We start from the raw sequence: 25,013 nt of genomic DNA, 5'->3' as shown, positions 1-25,013 counted from the left end.
TAAATCCCCTCTCTATTCGCGGTGATACACTTTAAACAACTTCAATTCTCAACTAACAACATCAGTATATTTTCTGTACGTACATTTGTCAACGAATATCACTAGTTATACCTACATCATTCCCGATACCATCTCTTCTCAACTACACCTACTGCCCCTGATAAGGACAAGCATAATACTTCTACTGCAATATACGTCACTTGTATTTGCATTCCATGCAATCCATGTTAGAATATGTACGTACAACTTTATCGACAACAATGAAAGAAGTGGATTGCGTGAAGCCAAAGTATCAAGTAATCATTGATGATATAAAAAGTAATATCCTTTCAGGAACGTATAAAGCAAACGAGCAGATCCCTTCGGAATCTACTTTGCAGGATAGCTATAACGTTAGCCGACAGACCGTTCGAAAGGCCATTCTAGAGTTATCAAACGAGGGGTTCTTGAGAAGCGAAAGAGGATCTGGAACGTTCGTTAGCAGCCAGTACCGGACCAAGTCGGGCGGGAATACTACGAAAAAAACGATCGGCGTCATCACGACCTACATTTCGGATTACATCTTCCCCTCCATTATCCGCGGCATTGACAGCCGATTAAATGAAGATAATTATTCGTTACTGCTAGCCAGTACAAATAATGATATCGCCCAGGAAAAAAAGGCGCTGGAGATGATGCTAGCCTACGGCGTCGACGGACTCATTATTGAGCCTACCCGAAGTAACGAGTACAACCCGAACATCGCTTATTATTTGGCATTTAGGGAGCAGGAAATTCCCTTCACGATGATTAATGCTTATTATGAAGAGTTGGAAGTCCCTTTCTTCTGTCTGGATGACGTGCAGTCTAGTTATCTCGCAACCCGAGAACTGATTGCCAAAGGACATAAGCAGATCGGCATTATCGCGAAAATGGATGATTTACAAGGAAAGTATAGAATGAAGGGTTATATTAAGGCGCTTGGGGAAGCCAAGTTAAGATTCCACTCTGAACATGTGCTTTCTTTCGATACATCCACGAAGCCACACCTGTCCGCTAACTTGGAGGAATACCTGAACGATAATCGGGATGAATTGACTGCGCTTGTGTGTTACAACGACGAGGTCGGCTTGGAAGTTGTACATGTCTGCGGAAGACTGGGCATCTCCATTCCAGACGAACTATCCATTATAGGTCAGGACAATTCATATATCGCCAAAAGCGCCAATATCAAACTAACAACGCTAACACACCCTCAAGAACAAATGGGACGCGACGCAGCAGACTGGGTCATTAAACATTTACAAGGCAAAAAAGACCTACCTACCAACACCTATTACCAACCCGTGCTAATCGAGGGTGAAACCGTGAAGGAGATTGTAGCTGAACCTAGCTGATCTTCTAGAGATGTACCTTCATCGCAAATACAAAGGAGCCACCCAGATGCTTTCTGGTGGCTCCTTTGCTCTAGCTTTTAAGTTAATCATTATTGCAACAGCCGTCGTCGCCATTCAAATGCCCGGACCGCTCGATTTTCGTTTTCAAATATTTCTCATTATACTCGGACACATCTCCCCATAGCTGCACGCGATCCTCTATATCCAGTCCTGCCTTGCTAAGCGCATCTAGTTTCTTGGGATTGTTTGTCATCAGAGTGACTGGCTTTGTTCGAAGTGCTTTCAATACCTTAATCGCATCGCTATAATCACGCGAATCATCTACAAAACCAAGTTGAAGATTCGCATCCACCGTATCATATCCGTTTTCTTGCAGAATATAGGCAAGCGCTTTGCTGAAGAGGCCAATACCTCGACCTTCATGATTCGCTAGATAAAATAACGCGCCGCTTCCATGATCGGCAATATGTTTCAACGACTGATGGAGCTGATAGCCACAGTCACATCGCTTGCTGCCAAATATATCTCCGGTATGACAGATAGAATGAAACCGAATCAAGGCATGATCTGCCTGCTCGAAATCCCCATGAACAAGAACACTCGATTGTTGAAATTCTGCCAAATTAGCAGAAGATAACTTGGCGACAATACGCTCAAAATCTTCCGTTACTTCATTGCAATTGAGCCAGCAATACCAATTAAACTGGATGGTCTCCCCAAATAAGTTAACCGGCAGCTTAATAGGTCCAACAAGATATACCGCCCCTTCGTCGGTTTTGATCATTTTTATTTTCTCTTGTAAAAGCGAAATCACTTTAGGATCAAAACTTTGTACAACAGGCATGAATACTTCTCCTTTTCAAACTGCATGTGGAATTTGGGCTACATCCTAGCATCTGTCTTTCTTACTCCCCTAATACAACCATCACATAAATGATTAACACGATTGCCATGCAACCAGCGAATTTGTAATTGGGCACAGCCACTTCGAACACCGGCTTCTTAAACAGTCCCGCTAACAAATTATTAACGGCTGAGGCTGGCGATATGGGATTGGATAAGCTCCAACTTCCCAACAACAGTACTGCGAAATATAACGGACTGATCCCCACGCTTGCTGGATCAATGCCACCTGCAAGAATGGTTACTGGGACGATCGGATGTAGACCAATTAACGATGATCCCGCAATGAGAAGCACTGTGAATAGCGAGAAAGTAATGGCTACAGACAGTGGTATCTGCTCCAGCATTGCCGGAATCGAGGATCCGAACTTGGTTGCACCAATGGAACCGCTAAAGAAACCGGCTGCCAAGAATAGTGTAATTTCCTTCTGCAAAGCGGGTAGCGTGACAGTAACATGATTCTTCAACCCTTCTCTGTATACGGCCATCGCTCCATTAGCCATGCACCAAATGAGCGGAAATAATACCGCGGCCATACAAATTAATATCACCATCGGCAACTCGATTAACCGTTCCAAAATCAATATGGCGATGATTGCAGATATTAAATATAAGCCCAGCCCAATCGGAAAAACAGCACTTCTCTGCTTCTGTGTCGACTCCTGTTCAGTCTGGTCCGTTGCAGCTTCCCGTATTTCACGGAAATCAACCGCCAAGCTCACGACAATACTTAGGATTGCTAATCCAAGCATGTAGGGAAGAATGGACGACCAAGGCAGGTCAAGCGCCGTTGTCACGAGCGTCATCGCAGCGAAGTACGGCGACCATAGAATCGCCCCCGCAAATCCCCTGTTTAACGCATTGGCAAGCAGTCGGGACATGCCAGGTTGCGGTTTAACCAAAACCATTTGATAGACGACAGGAATTGAACCAACGTTAATAAACACACCCATAATTTGTGTAAGAAACTGCGTTCCTATGAATAAAGCGGCTTTACTGCGAAAATTTTGTTCGTAGAAACGTTTCAGCGCTTCTACGTATTGGGGAATCCGTACCGGAATCCCGAACAGCGGCGCGAATAGAAATAGCGTTACGATCGTCACATTGATTCCCGCGGACTCGAACCATACGGAAGCCTGCACATTTTGAAACAACATGAGCACAATCCCGGCAACCATAAAGGACACGGAAAGCCAAAAGGTTACGCCCTTCAGATTCGGCAACAAGATGGCGATTGCTAGGAAGACAAGACATCCCAGAACAGGAGTTAGCATCTCCAACTGCGTCAGTTGCTGAACAATATAAACCACGGCAATAGAGAAAATGAGTATTCTCTCCATTGCCGCTTTACCTGCGGATTTCATCGGATCCGCCCTCTTTCATTTAGCTTCATTAGTTAAATTGCCAGCAACTTAAACTCAGGTTGCCATATTGGTAGCTGCGGTGAAGCAGCTTCGCTTGACGATTGGCATCTCCGGAACCCATTGCAAGAAACAATGGAATAAAGTGTTCATTGGTTGGCACAGCTTCTTGAGCATTAGGAGCCAGCTCATGATATTGAAATAACGCTTCTGTATCCCATGACTCAAGTTTATTCTGAAGCCAGTTGTCGAACTGCTCTGCCCACTTATCGATTCCTTGTGATTGCCAATTCAATCTTCGTAGATTATGAACGGTTCCTCCGCTTCCGATAATCAGAACATCTTGTTCTCTAAGCTCCCCTAACGCTTTGCCGATCTGATACTGCTGTTCATTGCTAAGATGACGATTCACGGATAATGCGACAACCGGAATATCCGCGTCTGGATACAGCAGCTTCAAAACCGCCCAAGCTCCGTGGTCAAGCCCTCTACTCTCATTCAGAACGCTCTGAATGCCTTGCTTCTCAAACAGTGCACGAACATGCTCACTTAGTGCTCGGTCGCTCTTGGCCGGATAGGTCATCGTATAGAGTTCATCTTGAAACCCGCCGAAATCATAAATGGTGTCATACGTTTCTGCAGCGCCGACAGACTGCTTCGACTCTTCCCAGTGGGCGCTAAAGAGCACGATCGCTTTGGGTCTAGGTGTATTTTCCTTAAAAGTCTTTAGCAGTTGTGTGTATGCGTTATCCTCAAGTACGATCGACGGGGCGCCATGCGCGAAAAAATAGGAAGGCATCATATCAGTTCTCACTCCTTTTTTATTGTCAAACCAGCATCCTGTTTAAGCCAGTTCAGGAAATCAAACTGGTTCTCTTCAGATACGCCATGGTCAGTTGGATACAGTTTAAATGTTAAACGCTGAGTCTTATCTTTGAAATAAGCTGCCGACTCGTGACCGATCCGAACAGGAAAGACGGAATCATACTCACCATGGGAAATAAATACGGATACATCCTTCACACTTCGCAATGGATACTCCGTCTTCACGAAATCAGGAACATAACCGTTCAGCGAAACAATTCCCTTCAGCTTATCTCCCATGGTAAGTGCTAGCGTCATCGAGAGGATGGCGCCTTGGCTAAACCCCAGCAAATACCGTTTGCTTGGATCGATTGGGTATTTTTCCGTTGCATAATAAATGAAAGCTTCGAGTTGTTCAGCCGCTTCATCAAACATCTCACGAATAGGATTGCCTAAGCTTTTCAAATCATAATACTGATAACCTGAGCCAAGGAGCAGATTGCCGCGGATGCCGATAATAATGAATTGATCAGCCAACGGAGCGACCAAGCCATACATATTATTTTCATTGGAGCCTTTGCCATGCAGGGTAAACACGACTGGATATTTCTTGTTCGTGTCCATATGGGTCGGTAAATGAATGTCATATTGGTAAAATGGTTTCATCATGATCCCCCTTATTAATATTAGTAATAAAAAATTAAAGTTTATATAACTAATTTAAGACATAATGAATTGACTTGTCAATAGATAAATTGCTAATATGAAATTATATTTTCTATTACTAATATTTAAGGGGTGCATGAGGATGGATATCGGCTCCACGATTCGAGCGATTCGAAAGAGAAAAAATATTACCATCGCCCAAATTTGCGAGGAAACCGGCTTGTCCCAAGGCTTCATGAGTCAGGTTGAAACGAATAAAACGTCCCCTTCTATAGCAACGCTGGAGCATATCGCGCAAGCTTTGAAGGTGCCATTAGCTTATTTGCTCCTTAAGAAAGAAGATCGTATGCATATTGTTCGAAATCATGAACGAAGAACCACAACAAGCGGTTCCGAGAAACTGAAGGTAGAACATCTCAGCTCAACGAAGAACGTTAGAATGATGCTGGTGGAGTTCCCGCCAGGAGCCTCGACAGGAGATGTACCACATGCTCATGAAGGTGAGGAGGTTCATATGGTCGTTAAAGGTAGCATATACGCAGAACAAGGAGAGGATCGGGCTGAATTCGGAGAGGGTGATTCGTTCAGTTGGAACGCATGTACCCCCCATGTGGTCAGAAATATAGGAGAAGATACGGCAATCGTGCTAATATCGATCTATACAGAAAGTGACAGCGGCCAGGACCTTATCTAAAAGTATGCTAACAAAATAGACGGACATTGGTTCCCAACTCAATTGTCTCCGCCATTAGTTTAAAGAGGTGTCTCAAAAGTCTATACAGACTTATTGAAACGCCTCTTTTTGTTACTGACCCATAAATAATAAACCGATTTCCAGCCGATTTAACTGGATTTTCTCTATCTATTTGAAGCGAATTTAGCGAATTCGGATGATTAACTGTATTTTCTGTAGTTAAATTCCTTCCATTGTATCGATTTTTCAAATACCATAGAATTTACCTGTATGTTTTCCATCTATTCACGGAAATACCTCAAATTCGAGCATATTAGCTGTAGTTTTTACATCTAAATGTGATGCTACAGTGGCCCCCGCGGTTAACTCACTGTTTGGAATAAACAAAGAATGAACAAGTTGAGATCCCGATTGAAATGGGAAGGAAAATATGACACTTTGTCCAATACTCTTACTAAGAATGAAATCATCGTGGATCAAGGAGGATACATGGCAACGACGCTAGATATTTTACAGCCCGATCTCTTCTATCAAGTGTTCAAATACTCCCCTATTGGCATGGCAGTCCTAGCCTATGAAGGAAAAATGCGACAAATAAATACCGCACTATGTCAAATAATTGGTTATTCCGAATCAGAGCTCCTTGGCATGACATTACAAGACCTCACGCATCCAGACGATTTGGATGGTGCATTTCATGTAAGCAATCATTTCGTAGACCCTATGATGGATTGTTACCAAATAGAAAAATGTCTTATTCATAAAAATGGCTCCACCATACGCGTTTTATTGGTTATTACTTGCATCAGGGACGAAAGTAGACAACCCTTGTTTTTTATTAGTCAAATAAAAGATATTACAGAAAGAAAATTAGCAGAAGAGGATCTCAAAGCTAAGACGGAGCAATTGCAATCTTTTATCCAAAATAATGCGGACGCAATGTGGGTCATTGATGTCGACGATATCCTTCTAGAAGTGAATCCAGCTTTTGAAATATTGTTTGGTTGGTCGGCTGAAGAGGTTAAGAACAGGAAATTACCTATCATTCCTAATTTCCTCAAGGATTCTATGGAAGATATTCATCAAGGCATCAAAGTTGGAGAAACGGTCATAGGGTTGGAAACCACTCGCCAGCGTAAAGACGGCGTCTTCATTCATGTAGAGGCAACGTTATCTCCGCTTCGCGATCGTAATGGATCGGTTATCGGAATCACAGGCATATGCCGTGACGTTACCTTAAGAAAACGTGCGGAAGAGGATCTCAAATCTAAAACGGAGCAACTAGAGTCTTTTATTGAGAATAATGCGGATGCGATTATTATCTTTAATAACGAAGGTAATGTGCAGCGAGTAAATGAAGCATTTGTAACTATTTTCGGATGGTCGAAGAAAGAAGTCTTTCATGTCGAGTTAAATAAGCCTCCATTTATTCCTACGGAATATGGCGATGAATTTAACCTTATGCTTGAACAAGTGACACAAGGGCAGTCTATCATAGGAGTCGAAACGGTTAGAGGACTTAAGAATGGAGAATTAATCAATGTTGTTTTAACTGCTTCGCCTATTGTCGATGGGAAAGGTATCCAAGTTGGTTGGTCAGCTACACTTCGCAATATCACCGCGTGGAAAATTGCACAAGAACATCTTCAAAATTCGGAGAAATTATCTGTAGCTGGACAATTGGCTGCTGGAATAGCCCATGAGATCAGAAATCCCATTACTTCCATCAAAGGATTCATTCAGTTAATGAAATCAGGAATTGGCGAGAAACAGAAATATTTCGACATCATGTCTTCTGAAATTGAACGGATTGAATTAATTCTTAGTGAACTGTTAATATTGGCAAAGCCGCAAATCATTAAATTTGAGAGAAAAGATATACGGGTGTTACTCAGCCAAGTTCTGACCCTTCTAGATACACAAGCGATTCTTAACAATATCGAATTCTCCGCTGAATTCAAGCCTGGTGCTACCCATCTGTACTGCGATGAAAATCAATTAAAGCAAGTTTTCATTAATTTTATTAAGAATTCTATTGAATCTATGCCGACTGGTGGGAAAATAACCATCGAAATCAATAGTGATAATCATCAGAAGATGTTGATTCGTCTCATTGACCAAGGTTGTGGAATTCCAGAAGACGTGCTCTCCAAATTAGGACAGCCCTTCTTTACCACCAAAGAAACAGGAACTGGATTAGGTTTTATGGTAAGTAAAAAGATTATTGAGAATCACGCAGGTAAAGTCCGTGTAGAAAGTGAATGCAACAAAGGCACTATAATTGAAATAACACTGCCTATTACTTAATACGGATACGGATTGGAGGCAATGATCATGAGCTTTGAAGAATATCCCCTACTTGCTGGCCTCTATGTGAAAAACGACACCTATAACGAGCAACGTCCTCAAGGAAGGAAAGATTGGCTGCTTACGTTCACCCTCGATGGCGAAGGTTTTATTAACCTGCAAGGCAGCTTGTCCAAATGCAAAGCAGGTGACATTCACTTATTGCGTCCAGGTACCCCGCAGCACTATGGAACCAATCCTGGTTCGACGTGGCGATTCTGCTGGGTTCATTTCCCGGACACCTTTATGGAAACGAACCTGCTTCCCAATCAACAACTACTGCACCTCACTGTAGATAGTGAGTCGCTGCGCGATCGCATTTATCATACCTTTATTCGTATCCTCGAAGATTCGCGCGAAAGGCAAGAATATTGGTTTGAACTCTGCAGCACGTCCGTCCAAGAATTATTACTCGTCATTGCTCAGAAAATGCACAAAAATATCGACCCGCGCATCGAAGAGGTCCAGTATCTTCTCTCGAAGAATATGCATCAATCCATTCGCATAGATGAACTGGCTAGTGCTGTAGGTCTATCCGCTTCCCGTCTGTCTCATCTCTTTAAAGAGAGTACAGGACATTCGGTTATTGATACCTTGAACCAAATGCGAATTAAACAAGCCGTTCTCCTCCTCAAACACACGGATCGCAGCGCTTCTGAGGTATGTTATGACGTTGGATTCCAAAACTACAACCATTTCACCAATCAATTCCGCAAATGGTACGGCGTGAATCCTAGCGTTTTAAAGAAAGAGGAGCGGTAGATTGGCATCCTATATCAAAAAAAGCATGATGAATGAATGCAAGAAATCTCATTCAGTCATCATGCTTGCTAGCTGACCAAGGGTGTTATTCCATGGCCCGCCATTATTTAGTTAAACCGATATGGCAATCCCGTTTTCGCCGATTCCAAGGCGGCAACAGTCACTTGCTGTGTCTTGAAGGCATCCGCGTAATCCGAAAGAATACGCCCCGTATCCCCTGTTTTTAGTGCATATATGAAGGCTTCGTTCTCTGCTAAGTAAGGATTCACTTTTTTATTCTTAATCGTGGTTTCGTGCGCTTCAATCATAGTTAATCTGTCTGGATCCCACTCCAGTATACCTTGTTGTGTGTAACAGGTAATTCCTGTCTTCCCCACACCACTCGGCAATACGCATGTATTCGAAATGTTCGCAATGACTCCGCTCTCAAATTTGAGAGTAACGGTTCCCACGTCAGGCACTGTAACACCTTCAAATTGCTTATGGATCACTTGGTGGCCATACATGGCATAGACTTCCTCTATTTCCCCAATGCAATAACGCATAGTATCAACCAAATGTGTGCTCTGCTCTAGGAATTGCCCACCAGATTTACTCTGATCTCGCCACCAGGCAACCTGTGGCATACTCCCCATCCAATAACCAGTCATCATCCCAATCGGCTGCTCTTTCAACAGCTGTTTCATGAGATCCACGGTATCTGTATAACGGAAATGATAACCTACCGACGTAATTAGGGATTGCTTCCTTATCTCATTGCGAATCTGCTCAGGCTGCTCTGTATTCAAACCCAGCGGCTTCTCTACAAAAAAAGGAATGCCTCTTGCAATGAGCTTCATTTCATATTCACCATGGGACATTGGCGGTACTAGGATATAAACAGCATCCAAGCGTTCGCCGTCCAACATATCATCTAGGCTTTCATAGCTGGACCTAATTCCACACGCCGCAGCAAACGCTTCTGCCTTTACTAAGCTTGTCCCGCATACCGCGACCAACTGCACGTCATCCATATCAGATAGAATTCTCGCGTGCATCTTACTGAACCCACCTGTACCGATAAGACCGATTCGTAACATCGTCATCCTCACCTTGTTCTTAGTATATGTATCTCTTCCTTCTACTGTAACATTCGTGTACGCATTTCGTATAGAATACATATTCGCAAATCACGAACCTGCATATATAATGCCGAACTGACTTATTGTGCTATAATTATTTTCAATTTCCTTTAACTTTTTATGATAGAAGTGGCTTTCCAAAAATAAACTGATCAATGATCTTGTGGTGATAACGAATGATTCAACTATTTAGCTGTGGGTATAACTTCATTCATGAGAATGGCATCGTGATTGATAGGCCCCGTGGATCCGGGGATTATGCATTTGTGTTGTTTAAAAGCCGTGCAGAACTTGTTCTTCATGGTCAGTTGCACACCGTTGAGAAGAATACCTATATCTTAATGAAACCTCAGACTCAGCACCTCTACAGACATTTGGAAAAGCCATTTATCAATGACTGGTTTCATTGTTCTGGCAGCGAACTTGAGTCATTCCTGACAGAGATCGGTTTCCCCTTGGACACGCCAATTTATGCGGATGATACCATGCTGATCTCCAAATATTTGATGGACATGAGTAATTATCATAGACAGCATTCTCCACTGAAAGAAAGAATTTTAGACTGTGATCTTCAATCACTCTTTATGAAGCTCGTTAACTTACGAAACCAATCTGCAGTCTATGAAAGTAAGAGCCAGTATCTGCTTCCGTTCACCAAGCTGCGAAACCAGTTATACAGCTCGCCTCATTCTATTTATACCGTAGACAAGCTCGCTTCCAGCGTTAATTTAAGCAAATCCTACTTCCAACATATTTATAAAGAATTGTTTGGGTGCTCCATCATCATGGATCTCATTAACGCTAGGCTTGAATATGCCAAATACCTCCTGTTGAATAGCAATACATCCATTAGTCTGATTGCAAGCATGTGCGGCTACGAGAACGACACTCATTTTATGCGGCAATTCAAGAAATTCGTTGGTGTTACTCCTACTCAATATAAACGCAATGGCATCTCCGATCATGAAAGGACGATAGGTCAGTAATCGACCACGATAGTCTATTGATCCGCTCTTCACAGCCACCTATACTTTTACTATAATTCGTCAATTAACTAAGGAGTGCTTCCAATTGTCCATACAAACTTATCCATATGCAGGCTATCTTTTGGTGCATTTTATCGGAGAACAGCCACACGGTGAACAAGTCTATTTCTCCTATAGCGAAGACGGTTTGCACTGGAAGGACTTGAACGCGGGTCTGCCAGTACTGTGTTCAGAGTTGGGGGAGCAAGGCGTGCGAGATCCTTTTATCGTCAGATCTCCTGAGGAGAGCAAATTTTATCTAATTGCCACGGATCTGCGTATTGCGAATAACAAAGGTTGGGATACCGCAGTAAATGCCGGAAGCCGCGACATGATTGTCTGGGAATCTGCCGATTTGATCCATTGGTCATCCCCTTGGTCCGTTACAGTAGGTGTGCCAGGAGCTGGCTGTGTCTGGGCACCTGAAGCTATTTATGACGAAGCCTTCGGCGATTTCCTTGTGTTCTGGGCCTCAGCGACGCAAGAACACGATGAGGATCATAGAAAGCAAAAAATCTTCAGTGCGCGCACCAAAGATTTCCGCAGTTTCTCAGGAACGGAAACATACATCGAACGTGAAAATCATATCATCGATACCACAATCATTGCCCACAACGGGTCTTATTACCGGTATTCCAAGGATGAAACGACGAAGAATATCCGAGTTGAAAAAGGTAACTCGCTTGATAAGCATTCCTTTATCGGCCTGAATGCCCCAGCTTTAGAGGAAATGGTAGGCGTAGAGGGGCCTCAAATATTTAAGTTTAACGACCGCGAAGAATGGTGCCTCATTGTGGATCGCTTCGCAGAAGGCAAAGGTTATATCCCCCTCCTGACATCCGATTTGGCTAGCGGTGAGTTTCGAGTTCTACAGGACGGGGAATTCAACCTCGGTGCATCCAAGAAACGTCATGGCGGCGTTATCCCGATTACTTACGAAGAGTGCAGCCGTCTTATTGTAGCATTCGGAGACGGTCATCAAGTACTGGCCGGTCAATTCGCCGACCCCGATCTTGTGAAGTTCGGTGATCGCTATTACCTATATCCGACAACAGATGGCTTCGATGGTTGGTCTGGCACTCAGTTCCGTGCATTCTCCTCAGCTGATCTAACGAATTGGCGGGATGAAGGTGTCATTCTGGATCTTGCAACAGAAGATGTCCCCTGGAGCGTCGGTTCTGCTTGGGCACCTGCTATCGCCTTCAAAGATGGTAACTATTATTATTACTTCTGCGGAAAAACGGCAGATGGAAGCCACTCCATTGGTGTTGCGGTTGCTGAGACTCCCGTAGGCCCATTTCGCGCGCAACCCGAATCTCTTATTTCCATGAATCAAATGAAACGTTTGGGAATTCCCATATCGCTGACCATTGACCCTTCCATTTATATCGAAGACGACGGCACCCCTTACTTGTTGTTCGGAAATGGGAATCCTACCATCGTTCGGCTCGGTGATGATATGATCAGTGTTGCCGAGGATACGATGCAAAGTGTGGCTGGTCTGCACGACTTCCGAGAAGCTGTGACTGTTCTCAAGCGCGGCGGACTGTATCACTTCACATGGTCCTGTGATGACACTGGCAGCGAAGATTATCACGTTAATTATGGTACAGCGGAGCACTTGTATGGCCCTGTCACTTATCGATATCCCGTTCTAGTTAAAAATAAAGAAAAAGATATGCTCGGCACCGCCCATCATTCGATTCTCCAAGAACCAGGCACGGATCAATATTGGATTGCCTACCATCGGTTTGTCACGCCGCTGACACGCTTCACAGATGGCAAAGGCTTTCACCGCGAAGTCTGCATAGATCCACTCAGATTTAGCGAAGACGGGCTTATGCATCCCATTCAGTTGTAGACCACATATGCATGAATAGAAAAGATCGCCTCCCCTCACTATACCCAGGGGAAGGCGATCTTCTTTATTTACGGCTATATACCAAGGGATTCAGTTCAGAAGCAGCTAGATCTCCAGGCCCCAAGCCAGGAAACCACCTATTCAGATCACTCTCCCGCGCTTTACTATCTGGTTCTGCGATGCGCAAACCATCTGCATAATAAATGACCGTCATGACTTTACGCATCGTATCTGTCGGATTGCCTGGCGCATTGTGCAGCGTCCATCCCGCGTGGAACGTCGCATCCCCCGCTGCCATTGCACCGTGTGACTTCGTTTCGAAGCCCTTCCCCTCAATATATCCCGCTAGCGTCCGATGAGACTCATCGGAAATAACCATCTTATTGATGTAACCCAAGAGATGAGATTTCGAAGCAAATGTCATGGAACCTACTGCTTCGGAAATCGGTACAAGGGGCATCCACATTGTAATCGTCTTATCCGTGTCCAGCGGCCAATAAATTTGATCTTGATGCCATGGCGTATGACCGCCATAAGGCTCCTTATACAGGGCTTGATCATGATAGATGCGAACACCGTCTACACCCATTAAATCGGCGGCAATCTTCGCAAACCGCTTCGCAAATACGAATCGCTGAATGGCTTCGCTTTGCTCCCATACATTCGAAATTTGGATAAATGCCTTCCCATACGTATCACGCTGATCAAGCGGTTTATCTTGACGATTCAAATTTTTCACAAGCGTTGATATGATCGGTTCATATACCTGGATCTCAGCTTCGCTCGCAACACCTCGAAGAGCGATATGACCATCCCGTTGATAGCTCTCCTGCTGCTCTTGCGACAATGTGTAACCCTCTTCTAACATCGGCAATACGTTGATTTCATTAGCATTTAGATGACTCATGCGCTATGCACCTCTTTTGTCTATTTATAGCTTTATTATACGAACCACCTGCCTAAATATCTTTGTCAAACAAGGCTATTGATTTGTCAAAAACAACTGTATTTGAGCACACATTCTGTACTAAAATAAGAGTAAATAGTCCATTCACCCATCGACCGGAATTTAATTTGAAAAGAGGACTCCTATGCTACAGCCATTACAAGATTCTCCGCCCATTGTCCCTTACATCCGAGAATGTGATTTTGCCGTTCGCAAGCCATGGAACTATCCAGAGCGCAGACTGCTAGATTATCTATTGGTATACATCCAAGAGGGAACATGTTGTTTCTGGGTGGACGATCAGAAGTATATGTTCAACTCTGGTCAGTTCTGCCTCGTCCAACCAGGCAGCTTGCTAACTTTAGAGGGACTCACGAACACCGTCACACCGTTTCTCCATTTTGACATTGCCTATAATCCCCTCCCAGAAGAGAGCTTTCCCACACGACCAGGACAAATTGACCTATCTGCCTACAGCCATCTCATGCAGCCGTCCTTACAAGACTTATTCAAAATTCGAGTTCCCGTACATTTTCAACCGCAGGACCCTATACTTCTCAAAGAAAAATTGCTGCAAACGATAGAGCTTTTCCATGTTCCCAATTTACTAACCCAACTCCGTACACAGCAGCTTATGTTAGATATCATTCTTTCTATTATGGAACCCCATCAGCGCGAGGCGTCATCACCAGCTCCATCTCTAAACTGGATCACCTCGTATTTCTCACATCATCTGAGTGAGCCGATTTCAGTCAAGGATATGGCCGGCCGCGCCAATCTATCTCTTTCTAGGTTCAACTTCCTGTTCAAGCAACGCTATAGCACTTCTCCACACCAATACTTATTGCAAATGCGCATTCACCATGCGCAGGAGTTACTTACGAACACAGAGCTTAGCCTTGAATCCATCTCCGATTATTGCGGCTTTGCTGATTTACATCATTTTTCTAAAATATTCAAACAACGCACAGGCACAACGCCCGGCGAGCATCGAAAATCAACAAAAAATCCCTCCAACCGATAATCGCTATCGGGTGAAGGGATTTTTCATATCATTAACTATTTCCCAGGAAATAGCATGTTGTCAGTCTAGCCTAGTCGAAGTAAACAGCTTTACCTGTTCTCGCTGACTCATAAATAGCTTCCAAAATCTCCGATACCACACATGCTTGTTCAGGGGTGACCACTGGATCTGTATCGTTCTCTATCGCCTGAATCCACAATTTCATTTCTAAATCTGAAGCAGATTCCGCTTTACCGTCATAGAACGCAACACCGCCAGCTTGCAATTCTACTTCTGTCGTGAACAAGCGACTATGTTTTTCGCCGTTGATACGCAAGCCGCCTTTCATATCCGCACCGCCTTCTGTTCCTGAAAGCGTACATTTTGCTTCGTCGACTTCCAGCGTATTCAATGCCCAACTCGATTCAAGAATAATTGTGGCACCATTTTTCATCGTAATCATGCCAAATGCAGAATCTTCCACCGTGAACTTAGCTGGATCCCAAGGACCCCAAGCATTCGCCGCATTCTCGCGCTGGGATAGCTTGTGATAGGAAGTACCCAAAACAACCGCTGGCTCATAGTTGTTCATCATCCACAACGTCAAGTCTAACGCATGCGTACCGATATCGATCAACGGGCCTCCGCCTTGTTTCTCTTCATCGAGGAACACGCCCCAAGTAGGTACGGCGCGGCGACGAATCGCGTGTGCCTTCGCGAAATAAATATCGCCAAGCTCACCTTCCGAGCATAGCTTATGCAAATGTTGGCTATCGCCGCGGAAGCGATTGTTGTAGCCAACGGTTAACTTTTTCCCTGTACGCTTAGCCGCTTCGACCATGCGTTTTGCGTCAACCGCAGTTTTCGCCATAGGCTTCTCTGACATAACATGCTTGCCAGCTTCCAAAGCCGCAATCGTAATCTCTGCATGAGAATCATTCGGCGTACACACGTGTACGATATCGATAGAGCTATCTTTCAATACCTCGCGATAATCTTCATACACACGAGCTTCTCCCTTACCGTACTTCGCAGCAGCTTCCTGCGCTTTCTCCGAAATGATATCACAGAACGCTACCATTTCTACATTGTTCAACTTGCTTAGACTAGGCATGTGCTTGCCGTTGGCAATCCCTCCACACCCAATAATGGCAATCCGATACGTCGTTGACATGATGTTCCTCCTCTATATGGATCTTTCAAATTTGATAATGACAGTACACGTATGTATAAACTAATTATACCCAATACCACCGTTAATAAAATTCCCGATTTGGCGATGATTGTATGCAATTGTGTTCTCACCATAATTAACTAGCTAGCTTTTCCTCCCCCTCTACTAACACTTAACTGGAAAAAGTACAGCTATTTCAATCATAAATTCACTCAAAATCCGATTTAGCTGGAAGACATGTAGGTAATTCTCGACTTATTCTTCTAAGCAGCCAAATTTACTACATTTACCTGCATAAAATCCATTTATTCATCATTTCAGCCGGAATATCGAGGAATTAACTGTATAAAACCCATTTATTCGTTCTTCTACTAGACAACTCCCCCATCAACCCTTCATAAACAGAAAAAAAGCACGGCTACTGACGAGTCAGCATCCATGCTCCTTACTTTTTAATCATCGTGGCTACAAGCTTGTACCCCACGCCGCGTATCGAATCAATCTGTACCGATTGCTGATTCATTTCCAGCTTCTTGCGCAACGAGCTCACATGCACATCAACCGTACGCTGACCTCCGATATAATCGAAGCCCCATACGATATTCATCAGATCATCTCGCGTCACAACGACACCTGGTCGCTGAACGAGATACAGCAGTACTTCAAATTCCTTAGGACGGAGTGGAATCGACTCCCCGTTCAATACAACTTCATATTTCTCCGGATAAATGCGAAGCTCACCTGCCTGAATCACTTTCTCATTCGATTTGGCGACATCCGCAGCAGCTTCTTCCGATTGAGTACGCCGCAATACTGCAGCCACTCTCGCAAGCAGCTCGGCTACTCCAAATGGTTTCGTGATATAATCATCTGCCCCATGCTTTAAGCCCTGTACGACTTCATCTTCAGCATTCCGAGCGGTCAGGATAATGACAGGTGTTCGATTTCCTTTCTGCCTAAGCTTTGCCAAAACTTCAAAGCCACTAAGTCCTGGCAGCATAATATCCAAAATAATCAAATCATACGACTGCTGGAGCGCCTCTTGCAGGCCGTCTCCACCATGATCGATTACCTTTGTATCATAGGCTTCCTGCGAAAGATTATAAGACAATAACCGAGCCAATGTCGGCTCATCTTCTATAACTAGTATCTTTTGTGCCATGGGATCCCCCGCATTTACAGTTTATTAACATTGCACAACCCCAGTGTATCACATAAATGTAAAGGCATTGTAAAGACTTCGTCAGCGCAATGTAAATCCGCATCAACTACTTAACCTATTTTAATGAATCACAGGCAACTCAATAATGAATTTGGTACCAACTCCAACTTCACTTTCGACACGAATCGTGCCTTTATGCATTTCCACGAGATGCTTAACAATCGATAACCCCAGTCCTGTACCGCCTGAACTTCGGGATCGCGCTTTATCAACCCGATAGAACCGTTCGAAAATACGCGGCAAATCTTTCCTCGGTATCCCCATTCCCGTATCTGACACGATGAAACGCAGTCGCTCATAATCTCCGTCAACATTGGTTTCCAGGGGTTCTACGCGAAGCCTAACTTTCCCGCCATCTTGCGTATAGGCAATGCCGTTGGACAGCAAATTGATGATGATTTGTCGTAACCGGTCCTCATCCGCCTCAATGTACATATCGTCCTCTACCGTCATACTGAGCTCGATGTGCTTCTTCTCTGCTTCTTTCCGCAACACACTGAATGATCTCTCTAGAAACTCTGGCAAATAGACGGGAGAGAAATTCATCGGAATCCGCTTCGATTCAATCTTCGAAAGCTCCAGAATGTCCCCAATCAATCGGTTCAATCGCTCACTCTCATCAAAAATGATTTGCAGAAACGACACCGCCGTTTCCTTATCATTCAACGCTCCTGCCAACAGCGTCTCCGCAAACCCCTTCACTGCAGCAATTGGTGTCTTCAGTTCATGGGAAACATTCGCGACGAACTCGCTGCGCATCCGCTCTAATCTGCGAACCGCCGTGATATCGTGAAGGGCGATAAGCACGCCTGACCATTCTTCATCTTCATGAGCGATCGGACTCAAATGAATATCCAAGATGCGCTCAGCAGGGTAATAGAAAATCATCTCGTCTGAAATCGGTTCCTGCAACTCAATGCATTCTTGAATCATTTTGGTAAAATCATATTGTTGCTTAGCTTCATTGTATTTCTTGCCTAACAGCTCTTGGGAAGAAAAGCCAAGAATCGCTTCAGCAGAAGGATTGAGCAATATAATCCGCTCTTCACGGTCAATCATCATAATCCCGCTCATCATATTTTCCATGACGCCTTGCAGCCTGCGTTCATTTTCTTGAATGCGCTCCATCTGACCTTGCAGACTTTCAGACATCCGATTGATCGCTTGACCCAGCTGTCCTACCTCATCGTTCCGATAAGAAGGCACACGAGATTCATAATTTAAATTCGTAATTTGCTGAGCGACTTTGGTCATTCGCTCGATCGGGCGTGTAATCCCTTTGGCAATGCGATAACTGACGATACCCGCAATGACGAAGAGGATTGCCAGTCCTGAAATAAGGAAATACCAGAGACTGCGAATGGATTTATCCACTTGAGCTAAACTCAAAGAAATGCGTAAATACCCAATTGTTACCTTGGCTTCATTTTTAACTGGAATCGCAGCATATAACATATTTTCCTTCAACGTATCACTATACCTTGTCGTATACCCAATGCCATTCTTAGCTGCTGCCGCAATTTCCGGTCTTGTTAAATGGTTATCCATCTGTTCTGGCATTTGATCAGAGTCACCGAGTACCTTGCCATCCGCACGAATATACGTCAATCGCTCCGTGGTCGCGTCTTTGAGCCGGTGGGCTTGCGCAGTATAGTACTTAAACAACTCAGCTTCCGTCCCTTGAAAATCCCATACACCGCTCGAAGCAATCACATGAAGCTCTCGCTCCATATTCTCTTGTAATGAATTCACATGCGAATTCTCGAGCACCTTTGCCATGAAAATGCCGGCAACCATCATCGAGCATCCAATTAATAAAATTAAAATCAGGGTTAGCTTTGCACGAAATTTGGTCATGGATGCATGAACCTCCAACAGAGTTGTGTGCCTATGTCGTCAATAACATATAGAAAAAGGGCTACTCTAAATAGTAACCCTAATTCCTACAGCTAATCCAGTATTTTTTTTGTAAAGGTCAAGTAGAGATAATTACAAGGAATGCATTATTTGAAAACGGGTTCTTTCAGCGCTGCCAACTTCTCTAACGAATTCTTCTCGACATCTGCATGTAAGCTGTTGCCGTGTGAATCCATCGTTACAATCGCCGCAAATCCTTCTGTTTCTAGATGCCACATTGCTTCTGGAATACCGAATTCCAGATAATCAACACCTTCCACCTTTTTGAAACACTGTGCGTAGTACTGTGCAGCACCACCGATAGCATTCAAATATACACCGCCGTGATCTTTCAGTGCTGCTAACGTTTTAGCGCCCATGCCGCCTTTGCCAATCACCGCGCGAATGCCGAACTTTTTAATAATATCGCCTTGATACGGCTCCTCACGAATACTCGTTGTCGGTCCAGCCGCCTTCACGTGCCACTCACCCGCGTCATCTTTGGCCATAACTGGACCACAGTGATAAATCGCTGCGCCATTCAGATCGATTGGAGCATCATGATCCATCAAATATTTGTGCAGGGCATCGCGTCCTGTGTGCATCGTTCCATTAATAACGACTACGTCACCGACCTTCAAGCTGCGAATTTGCTCTTCTGAAATCGGAGTCGTCAATACGATCTCGCGACGTTCTTCCTGCGGTGTATTTCTGGCTTCTTCTGCACTTGCTTCGAAAGCCTCCTGGAAGGACACTTCAGCACCTCTTGGGTAGGACCAGCCATTGATTTCTCCCGTTTCCGCATTGAGAATAACACCTTGGCGACGGAACGCCCAGCAGTTATACGCCACAGAAACGAAGAAGCTAGCTGGCAGACGGTTCATCACGCCTACTTTACAACCAAGCAAAGTAACTTGACCGCCGAAGCCCATCGTACCAATTCCTAGCGTGTTCGCATGTTCCATCACATACTCCTCGACCTTACGAAGGTCTGGATGTGGGTTCACATCGTCAACATGGCGGAATAATTGATGCTTCGCCAGCTCATAACCGCTTGTCCGATCGCCGCCAATACCAACACCGATAAAGCCTGCGCTGCAACCTTGACCTTGTGCTTGATACACAGCGTGCATCACACACTTGCGAATCCCGTCGAGGTCACGACCTGCTTTGCCTACTCCTTCAAGATCAGCTGGAAGGCTGTATTGAATGTTTTTGTTTTCACAACCGCCACCTTTAAGAATCAGCTTCACTTCCACATCATCACGTTCCCATTGCTCGAAGTGAATCACTGGCGTTCCTGGTCCAAGGTTATCCCCACTATTAGCACCCGTAAGCGAATCTACGGAATTCGTTCGAAGTTTGGAAGCCTTCGTTGCATTCGCAACAGCCTCAAGAATATGTTTCTTCATCACAATTTGGTTTGCCCCAACTGGACAGTGTATAATAAACGTTGGCATGCCCGTATCCTGACAAATCGGGGATACATTCGTCTCCGCCATATGAATGTTATCAGCAATTCGGGAAAGTGATAACGCAGAACGCGTGCCATTATCCTCTTTAATCTGTGCAGCCTGTACCGCACGACGTACATCACCAGGAAGATTCGTGGAAGTTTCCACAATTAAATCATACACACTTTGATAAAAATGTTGCATAACGCTTTCTAGCTCCTCTCAATTACCCGCATAATCGTAAAGAATATCTACCATTATACCATACCTCATAGGAACAGTTCGACGGTTCTTGTGAGCAAAACAAGGAGATTCGCTGACATGTATAAAAGGATCGCGATTTCGGTTCTCGTTAGTCTACTAGGGCTTACACTTTTGCTGACGCCCCTGCAAGCTGAACATTCCGAGACCATTTACTACCAAGATCAGGTTGCCGTTCTGATGTATCATCACATCCATGACACGGATAAGAGCTCAAGCACAATCACAAGTGCCCTGTTCCAGAATCAGTTAACAACACTACTGAGCAAAGGCTATCATTTTATTTCTTTAGATGAGTTCAAAATGTATATGGCCGGCGCGACGGTTCCCTCTAACGCAGTGCTAGTCACGTTTGATGATGGGTATCAAAGCTTCTACACAGGGGCTTATCCGATTCTCAAAAGCTTGCGCATACCCGCTGTCAACTTCGTCATCACGACAGATCTAGCCGATCCGTTGGCATCGTATATTCCGTCGATGTCCAAGGAACAGATTAGTGAAATGACGCATGCGACCAATTTCATTGATATTGGCTGCCATACGGACAATTTGCATCATAAGAATCCAGATGGAGAAGCTGCGCTAGTTGGCAAGCTCGATGGTGAGAACGATGATGCCTACAAGCAGCGTGTTGCCGCTGATGCGCAAGCTTGCGTCGGCAAGCTTGCACCGCTGACAGATAAGCCGCTAGACGCGATGGCGTACCCGTACGGCATCGTGTCGCCTGAGGCGACAGAGCAAGTCAAGAAGGCGGGCATCCGCTACGCCTTCACGATCTCGCCCGAGATGGCGACGCGTAGCGCCGATCACATGTTGATCCCGCGGATCAACGCGGGCAGCCCGAACATCACGCCGGAGCTGCTGCTGCGCTCGATCCAGCGCCGGACTGAGGCGCAGCGTGGCAGCACGCCGCTGCGCGTGGATGCGGCCGCTGCCGCCGCGCAGCTCGGCGGCAGCGCTGTCGTAGAGGGCGGAGAGCTTCGCCTCCGCCTCGGTGATGCGGCATTCACCCTCGGGGTGAATGCCAAGACCGCGACGCGCGGCGACGGCGCGCGCGTCCGGCTGCGGGAGCCCGTGCTGCGCGAGCACGGGCAGGTCACGATCGCGCTTGACGATCTGCAAGCGCTGAGCGGGCAGCCGCTCGTCTACACCCCCGCCACCCGGAAGGTGGCTGTTCGGGTGGCGCCGAACGTGAAGTAGTGCTTAAGGGGCAACACGTTTACTCGTGTTGCCCCTTATTTTTTGCTATCACCGCTATCATTTAGTCCGAAATTTCGGACTAATGCTGTTTCGGCATTGAGTCCTCTCCTACTACCTCACTTCGTGCCCCCTAGTTGCTCGACCACTTCAACACCCACATTTATTGACTTCAAATAGGTGAAGTGTTATACCTGTTAAGGGATAATAAATGACGGAATGCATACGCTCCGTTTTCGGGAGGAACTTACTTACCATGAATCATCACTTTTTCGCTTACTTATATCGTCTCAAATATATCGATCGCTGGAGCCTCATGTGGAACATGCGCCGCGAGAATGTAGCCGAGCATTCCTTCTATGTAGCTTCGATTGCACATATGCTGTGCACCATCTCCAACGAAGTCTATGGTGGGAATGTACCTACCGACCGCGTTGTCTCCATCGCTTTGTTCCACGACGCATCTGAGGTGCTAACGGGTGACATCCCTCAGCCTGTCAAACACAACAACGAGCAAATTCTGCGGAATTTCCGCGAAATTGAAGATGTCGCCGTAGAAAGACTAATCGGCACCATCCCACCTGCGCTCAGCAGCATCTACCGTGGCCTTATTCAAGATCCTGACCCTGAGCTCTATCGCTGGGTCAAGGCCGCTGATCTGATCGAAGCCTACATCAAATGCTTGACTGAGCTCTCTACCGGCAACCGGGAGTTCGTTGTCGCTAAACAGCAAGTGCTCGACAGCTTGAAGAAAATGAATATGCCGGAAGTCGATTACTTCTTGGAACATATGAGCGCTTCTTTCGAGAAAACACTGGACGAAATCACTTTAGACATCGCAGATCCGAGCTAAGTTAGTTCCAAATCTGCACTTTGCTTACGTTGACTCACTTGACTTACTTGACTTACTTGACTTACTTGACTTACTTGACTCACTTAACTTACCAACCTCACCAAAGCTAACCCAAGCAACCCTAGTATACCTAGCGTTCCAAGCAAAACTAGCAAACCAGAGCACACCTTATCAACCGAATAACTGGAAAAACTCCAGTTATTATCTCGATTTCCACCCCAAAAACTGATTTAGATGGATTTCATGTAGTTAATTTAGCCAATAAGCAACCATATTGCTTTTTAAACCTAAGATCAGCTGTGCAAATCCATCTATTTCACAATTTGCACGATTTTCCAGGAAATTAACTGTATGTTTTCCATTTATCTTGCAGTTGCACTCCGCGTGCTCTATACCCTACACAAACAACAAAGAACCTCTTATCCCGCACCTAACATGCGAAATAAGAGGTTCTTTGTGTATCCTTAACCACTATGCCAAAATTTGAGGATTTGTCATAATCACAATTGCTAGAATAACTGCAATGGAAGCGATCCAGCTGAATGTTTTAATTTTCGCAGCATCCCCTGCTGTATTTTTACCTGCTGCACTGTTTGCTCTCAATTTCTTAATACGACCGCCAATCATGCCTGTAACTGCCCCCACAATTACAAGTAGAATGATAGCGAGCGCCATCCATAAACCTGAGAAATTACCTTCGCTGACCATTGCTCCTCCAGAGATGAAGGTAACAATCAAAGAAAACTGGCCTATGCGATTGATCGTTGACAATAGTCCCATGAAGCTCTCTTGTCCTGCGCCGGATAAGCTGGCAGCTCGTCCAACAATGAAAGGGAAAACAACATAAGATCCAAGCAATAAAGCACTAATGACGTGTAAAAAAAGCATAACGTGTTGTACTGATTCTGGCATTGAGTCGACCTCCGCAATTTTAATTAGAATCGTTCTCTTTTAGTATACAGAATCAGAATGTGCGTAACAAGAAAGCGATGTCAAATTCCATGCAAATTCACCATATCTCCATAAAACTGTGACTAAATAAGCAGAAAACAGCTACAAAAAAAAGACCAGCCCCCTAAATCTAGGAAACTGGCTTTCTTGAATTAACCCGCCACGACTTTAATGACATTACGTACGGATTCAGCTGTTTTGTCAAGTGCTGACTTCTCAGCATCTGTCAATTCGATATCCATAATTTTCTCGATGCCGTTAGCACCCAGAACCGTTAGGACTCCCATGAACAGATTGTTATAGCCGTACTCGCCCTCCAGCAACGCGATGGTCGGTATGATTCGCTTCTTATCTTTCAGGATCGCTTCCGTCATCTGCACAAGCGAAGCCGCTGGTGCGTAGTATGCACTACCGTTACCAAGCAGGTTAACGATTTCGCCGCCGCCAGTACGCGTACGCGCCACGATGGCTTCAATGCGATCAGCTGGAATCAGCTTCTCAATCGGTACGCCACCAGCGTAGGTGTAACGTACGAGCGGTACCATGTCATCACCGTGTCCACCGATAACAACACCCTTAACATCCTCAACAGATACGTTCAACTCTTGCGAGATGAACGTTAGATAACGGGCAGTATCAAGTACACCGGATTGACCGATAACACGGTTCTTCGGGAAACCTAGCGCCTGGTAAGCGACGTATGTCATCGCATCAACAGGGTTACTCAGTATAATCACGATGGAATCAGGAGCAACTTCCTTCACGTTCTCACAAACGGATTTCACGATACCCGCATTGGTGTTCACAAGATCGTCGCGGCTCATTCCCGGTTTTCGAGCAATCCCTGCTGTGATGATGACAATGTCGGACCCAGCTGCATCCGCATAACTGGATGTACCTGTGATTTGAGCATCAAAGCCTTGCACTGGACCTGCTTCAAGCATGTCTAGCGCTTTGCCCTTTGTAGGGTTTTCTAATTGCGGTATATCAAGTAAAACAACGTCACCAAGTTCTTTTTGAGCTAGCATTAGAGCAGTAGTAGCACCAGTGAAACCTGCGCCAACAACGGTAATTTTATTACGACGAATAGCCATTTAAAATATACCTCCTCATAATCTTAAATCTAACTCAACTAAG

Annotated in this window: 21 protein-coding genes; 9 read left to right on the top strand and 12 right to left on the bottom strand. The window is 45.0% G+C overall.

Annotated elements, in window-relative coordinates; all coding sequences use genetic code 11:
* Positions 1-278 precede the first annotated feature (278 nt).
* Positions 279-1,376 carry a GntR family transcriptional regulator gene (locus tag AC58PV_RS18975; RefSeq protein WP_497433862.1) on the top strand — a complete coding sequence of 366 codons (1,098 nt, stop codon included), beginning with the start codon at positions 279-281 and terminating at the stop codon, positions 1,374-1,376.
* Positions 1,377-1,458: 82 nt separating this feature from the next.
* On the opposite strand, the gene AC58PV_RS18970 is transcribed toward AC58PV_RS18975, so the two are convergent.
* The 4 genes from AC58PV_RS18970 to AC58PV_RS18955 form a co-directional block, all read right to left on the bottom strand.
* The gene (locus tag AC58PV_RS18970; RefSeq protein WP_497433861.1) at positions 1,459-2,220 is read right to left on the bottom strand and encodes a GTP cyclohydrolase II; all 762 of its coding nucleotides are present in this window, start codon (positions 2,218-2,220) and stop codon (positions 1,459-1,461) included.
* A gap of 61 nt (positions 2,221-2,281) precedes the next feature.
* Positions 2,282-3,643, bottom strand: coding sequence for a hypothetical protein (locus AC58PV_RS18965; RefSeq protein ID WP_497433859.1), 1,362 nt, complete (start codon positions 3,641-3,643; stop codon positions 2,282-2,284).
* 28 nt (positions 3,644-3,671) lie between these two features.
* Positions 3,672-4,442: a DODA-type extradiol aromatic ring-opening family dioxygenase gene (locus AC58PV_RS18960; protein WP_497433858.1), complete on the bottom strand. Its 771-nt coding sequence runs from the start codon at positions 4,440-4,442 to the stop codon at positions 3,672-3,674.
* Between the two features lie 8 nt (positions 4,443-4,450).
* Positions 4,451-5,110 (bottom strand): alpha/beta hydrolase, encoded by a 660-nt coding sequence (locus AC58PV_RS18955; RefSeq protein WP_497434062.1) that lies wholly within the window; start codon positions 5,108-5,110, stop codon positions 4,451-4,453.
* Between the two features lie 142 nt (positions 5,111-5,252).
* Here AC58PV_RS18955 and AC58PV_RS18950 point away from each other — a divergent pair, with 142 nt between their 5' ends.
* The 3 genes from AC58PV_RS18950 (at position 5,253) to AC58PV_RS18940 (ending at position 8,912) form a co-directional block, all read left to right on the top strand.
* On the top strand, positions 5,253-5,804 hold the full coding sequence (locus AC58PV_RS18950; protein ID WP_497433857.1) for a helix-turn-helix domain-containing protein: 552 nt from the start codon (positions 5,253-5,255) through the stop codon (positions 5,802-5,804).
* 489 nt (positions 5,805-6,293) lie between these two features.
* The gene (locus tag AC58PV_RS18945) at positions 6,294-8,111 is read left to right on the top strand and encodes a PAS domain S-box protein (protein WP_497433856.1); all 1,818 of its coding nucleotides are present in this window, start codon (positions 6,294-6,296) and stop codon (positions 8,109-8,111) included.
* A gap of 27 nt (positions 8,112-8,138) precedes the next feature.
* Positions 8,139-8,912: a helix-turn-helix domain-containing protein gene (locus AC58PV_RS18940; RefSeq protein WP_497433854.1), complete on the top strand. Its 774-nt coding sequence runs from the start codon at positions 8,139-8,141 to the stop codon at positions 8,910-8,912.
* A gap of 107 nt (positions 8,913-9,019) precedes the next feature.
* Here AC58PV_RS18940 and AC58PV_RS18935 read toward each other — a convergent pair whose 3' ends face one another.
* A complete protein-coding gene (locus AC58PV_RS18935; RefSeq protein WP_497433853.1) occupies positions 9,020-9,991 on the bottom strand; it encodes a Gfo/Idh/MocA family protein in 972 nt (323 codons plus the stop codon).
* Positions 9,992-10,209: 218 nt separating this feature from the next.
* On the opposite strand from AC58PV_RS18935, the gene AC58PV_RS18930 reads away from it, so the two are divergent.
* Both AC58PV_RS18930 and AC58PV_RS18925 read left to right on the top strand, forming a co-directional pair.
* Positions 10,210-11,019 (top strand): helix-turn-helix domain-containing protein, encoded by an 810-nt coding sequence (locus AC58PV_RS18930; RefSeq protein WP_497433852.1) that lies wholly within the window; start codon positions 10,210-10,212, stop codon positions 11,017-11,019.
* 85 nt (positions 11,020-11,104) lie between these two features.
* Entirely contained in the window at positions 11,105-12,919 is a 1,815-nt protein-coding gene (locus AC58PV_RS18925) for a glycoside hydrolase family 43 protein (protein WP_497433850.1), read from the top strand.
* 64 nt (positions 12,920-12,983) lie between these two features.
* Here the strand turns inward: AC58PV_RS18925 and AC58PV_RS18920 are convergent, their stop codons facing one another.
* A complete protein-coding gene (locus tag AC58PV_RS18920; RefSeq protein ID WP_497433849.1) occupies positions 12,984-13,826 on the bottom strand; it encodes a phytanoyl-CoA dioxygenase family protein in 843 nt (280 codons plus the stop codon).
* A gap of 184 nt (positions 13,827-14,010) precedes the next feature.
* On the opposite strand from AC58PV_RS18920, the gene AC58PV_RS18915 reads away from it, so the two are divergent.
* A complete protein-coding gene (locus tag AC58PV_RS18915; RefSeq protein WP_497433848.1) occupies positions 14,011-14,889 on the top strand; it encodes a helix-turn-helix domain-containing protein in 879 nt (292 codons plus the stop codon).
* 70 nt (positions 14,890-14,959) lie between these two features.
* Here AC58PV_RS18915 and AC58PV_RS18910 read toward each other — a convergent pair whose 3' ends face one another.
* The 4 genes from AC58PV_RS18910 to AC58PV_RS18895 form a co-directional block, all read right to left on the bottom strand.
* A complete protein-coding gene (locus tag AC58PV_RS18910; RefSeq protein ID WP_068662829.1) occupies positions 14,960-16,042 on the bottom strand; it encodes a Gfo/Idh/MocA family protein in 1,083 nt (360 codons plus the stop codon).
* A gap of 445 nt (positions 16,043-16,487) precedes the next feature.
* Positions 16,488-17,204 carry a response regulator transcription factor gene (locus AC58PV_RS18905; RefSeq protein WP_497433846.1) on the bottom strand — a complete coding sequence of 239 codons (717 nt, stop codon included), beginning with the start codon at positions 17,202-17,204 and terminating at the stop codon, positions 16,488-16,490.
* Between the two features lie 120 nt (positions 17,205-17,324).
* Entirely contained in the window at positions 17,325-19,121 is a 1,797-nt protein-coding gene (gene pnpS, locus AC58PV_RS18900; protein ID WP_497433845.1) for a two-component system histidine kinase PnpS, read from the bottom strand.
* 146 nt (positions 19,122-19,267) lie between these two features.
* Entirely contained in the window at positions 19,268-20,818 is a 1,551-nt protein-coding gene (locus AC58PV_RS18895; protein ID WP_497433844.1) for a fumarate hydratase, read from the bottom strand.
* Positions 20,819-20,935: 117 nt separating this feature from the next.
* On the opposite strand from AC58PV_RS18895, the gene AC58PV_RS18890 reads away from it, so the two are divergent.
* Together AC58PV_RS18890 and yfbR are read left to right on the top strand one after the other, a co-directional pair.
* Positions 20,936-22,075 carry a polysaccharide deacetylase family protein gene (locus tag AC58PV_RS18890; RefSeq protein WP_497433842.1) on the top strand — a complete coding sequence of 380 codons (1,140 nt, stop codon included), beginning with the start codon at positions 20,936-20,938 and terminating at the stop codon, positions 22,073-22,075.
* 253 nt (positions 22,076-22,328) lie between these two features.
* Entirely contained in the window at positions 22,329-22,925 is a 597-nt protein-coding gene (yfbR, locus tag AC58PV_RS18885; protein WP_171637869.1) for a 5'-deoxynucleotidase, read from the top strand.
* Positions 22,926-23,396: 471 nt separating this feature from the next.
* Here yfbR and AC58PV_RS18880 read toward each other — a convergent pair whose 3' ends face one another.
* Both AC58PV_RS18880 and mdh read right to left on the bottom strand, forming a co-directional pair.
* Positions 23,397-23,837 (bottom strand): hypothetical protein, encoded by a 441-nt coding sequence (locus tag AC58PV_RS18880; RefSeq protein WP_497433840.1) that lies wholly within the window; start codon positions 23,835-23,837, stop codon positions 23,397-23,399.
* Positions 23,838-24,028: 191 nt separating this feature from the next.
* Positions 24,029-24,970, bottom strand: coding sequence for a malate dehydrogenase (gene mdh, locus AC58PV_RS18875; RefSeq protein WP_497433838.1), 942 nt, complete (start codon positions 24,968-24,970; stop codon positions 24,029-24,031).
* Positions 24,971-25,013: the final 43 nt, after the last annotated feature.

This window comes from Paenibacillus sp. J22FR83 (genome assembly GCF_059691955.1).
This window is presented reverse-complemented; position numbering and strand designations above follow the sequence as displayed.

Excerpts from the sequence above, each read along its gene's own strand:
- AC58PV_RS18970 (WP_497433861.1), bottom strand. The coding sequence starts at position 2,220 with ATGCCTGTTGTACAAAGTTTTGATCCTAAAGTGATTTCGCTTTTACAA.
- AC58PV_RS18940 (WP_497433854.1), top strand. The coding sequence starts at position 8,139 with ATGAGCTTTGAAGAATATCCCCTACTTGCTGGCCTCTATGTGAAAAAC.
- AC58PV_RS18950 (WP_497433857.1), top strand. The coding sequence starts at position 5,253 with ATGGATATCGGCTCCACGATTCGAGCGATTCGAAAGAGAAAAAATATT.
- AC58PV_RS18965 (WP_497433859.1), bottom strand. The coding sequence starts at position 3,643 with ATGAAATCCGCAGGTAAAGCGGCAATGGAGAGAATACTCATTTTCTCT.
- AC58PV_RS18960 (WP_497433858.1), bottom strand. The coding sequence starts at position 4,442 with ATGATGCCTTCCTATTTTTTCGCGCATGGCGCCCCGTCGATCGTACTT.
- AC58PV_RS18910 (WP_068662829.1), bottom strand. The coding sequence starts at position 16,042 with ATGTCAACGACGTATCGGATTGCCATTATTGGGTGTGGAGGGATTGCC.
- AC58PV_RS18915 (WP_497433848.1), top strand. The coding sequence starts at position 14,011 with ATGCTACAGCCATTACAAGATTCTCCGCCCATTGTCCCTTACATCCGA.
- AC58PV_RS18920 (WP_497433849.1), bottom strand. The coding sequence starts at position 13,826 with ATGAGTCATCTAAATGCTAATGAAATCAACGTATTGCCGATGTTAGAA.
- AC58PV_RS18895 (WP_497433844.1), bottom strand. The coding sequence starts at position 20,818 with ATGCAACATTTTTATCAAAGTGTGTATGATTTAATTGTGGAAACTTCC.
- AC58PV_RS18905 (WP_497433846.1), bottom strand. The coding sequence starts at position 17,204 with ATGGCACAAAAGATACTAGTTATAGAAGATGAGCCGACATTGGCTCGG.
- pnpS (WP_497433845.1), bottom strand. The coding sequence starts at position 19,121 with ATGACCAAATTTCGTGCAAAGCTAACCCTGATTTTAATTTTATTAATT.
- AC58PV_RS18880 (WP_497433840.1), bottom strand. The coding sequence starts at position 23,837 with ATGCCAGAATCAGTACAACACGTTATGCTTTTTTTACACGTCATTAGT.
- AC58PV_RS18890 (WP_497433842.1), top strand. The coding sequence starts at position 20,936 with ATGTATAAAAGGATCGCGATTTCGGTTCTCGTTAGTCTACTAGGGCTT.
- AC58PV_RS18930 (WP_497433852.1), top strand. The coding sequence starts at position 10,210 with ATGATTCAACTATTTAGCTGTGGGTATAACTTCATTCATGAGAATGGC.
- AC58PV_RS18955 (WP_497434062.1), bottom strand. The coding sequence starts at position 5,110 with ATGAAACCATTTTACCAATATGACATTCATTTACCGACCCATATGGAC.
- AC58PV_RS18935 (WP_497433853.1), bottom strand. The coding sequence starts at position 9,991 with ATGTTACGAATCGGTCTTATCGGTACAGGTGGGTTCAGTAAGATGCAC.
- mdh (WP_497433838.1), bottom strand. The coding sequence starts at position 24,970 with ATGGCTATTCGTCGTAATAAAATTACCGTTGTTGGCGCAGGTTTCACT.
- AC58PV_RS18945 (WP_497433856.1), top strand. The coding sequence starts at position 6,294 with ATGGCAACGACGCTAGATATTTTACAGCCCGATCTCTTCTATCAAGTG.
- yfbR (WP_171637869.1), top strand. The coding sequence starts at position 22,329 with ATGAATCATCACTTTTTCGCTTACTTATATCGTCTCAAATATATCGAT.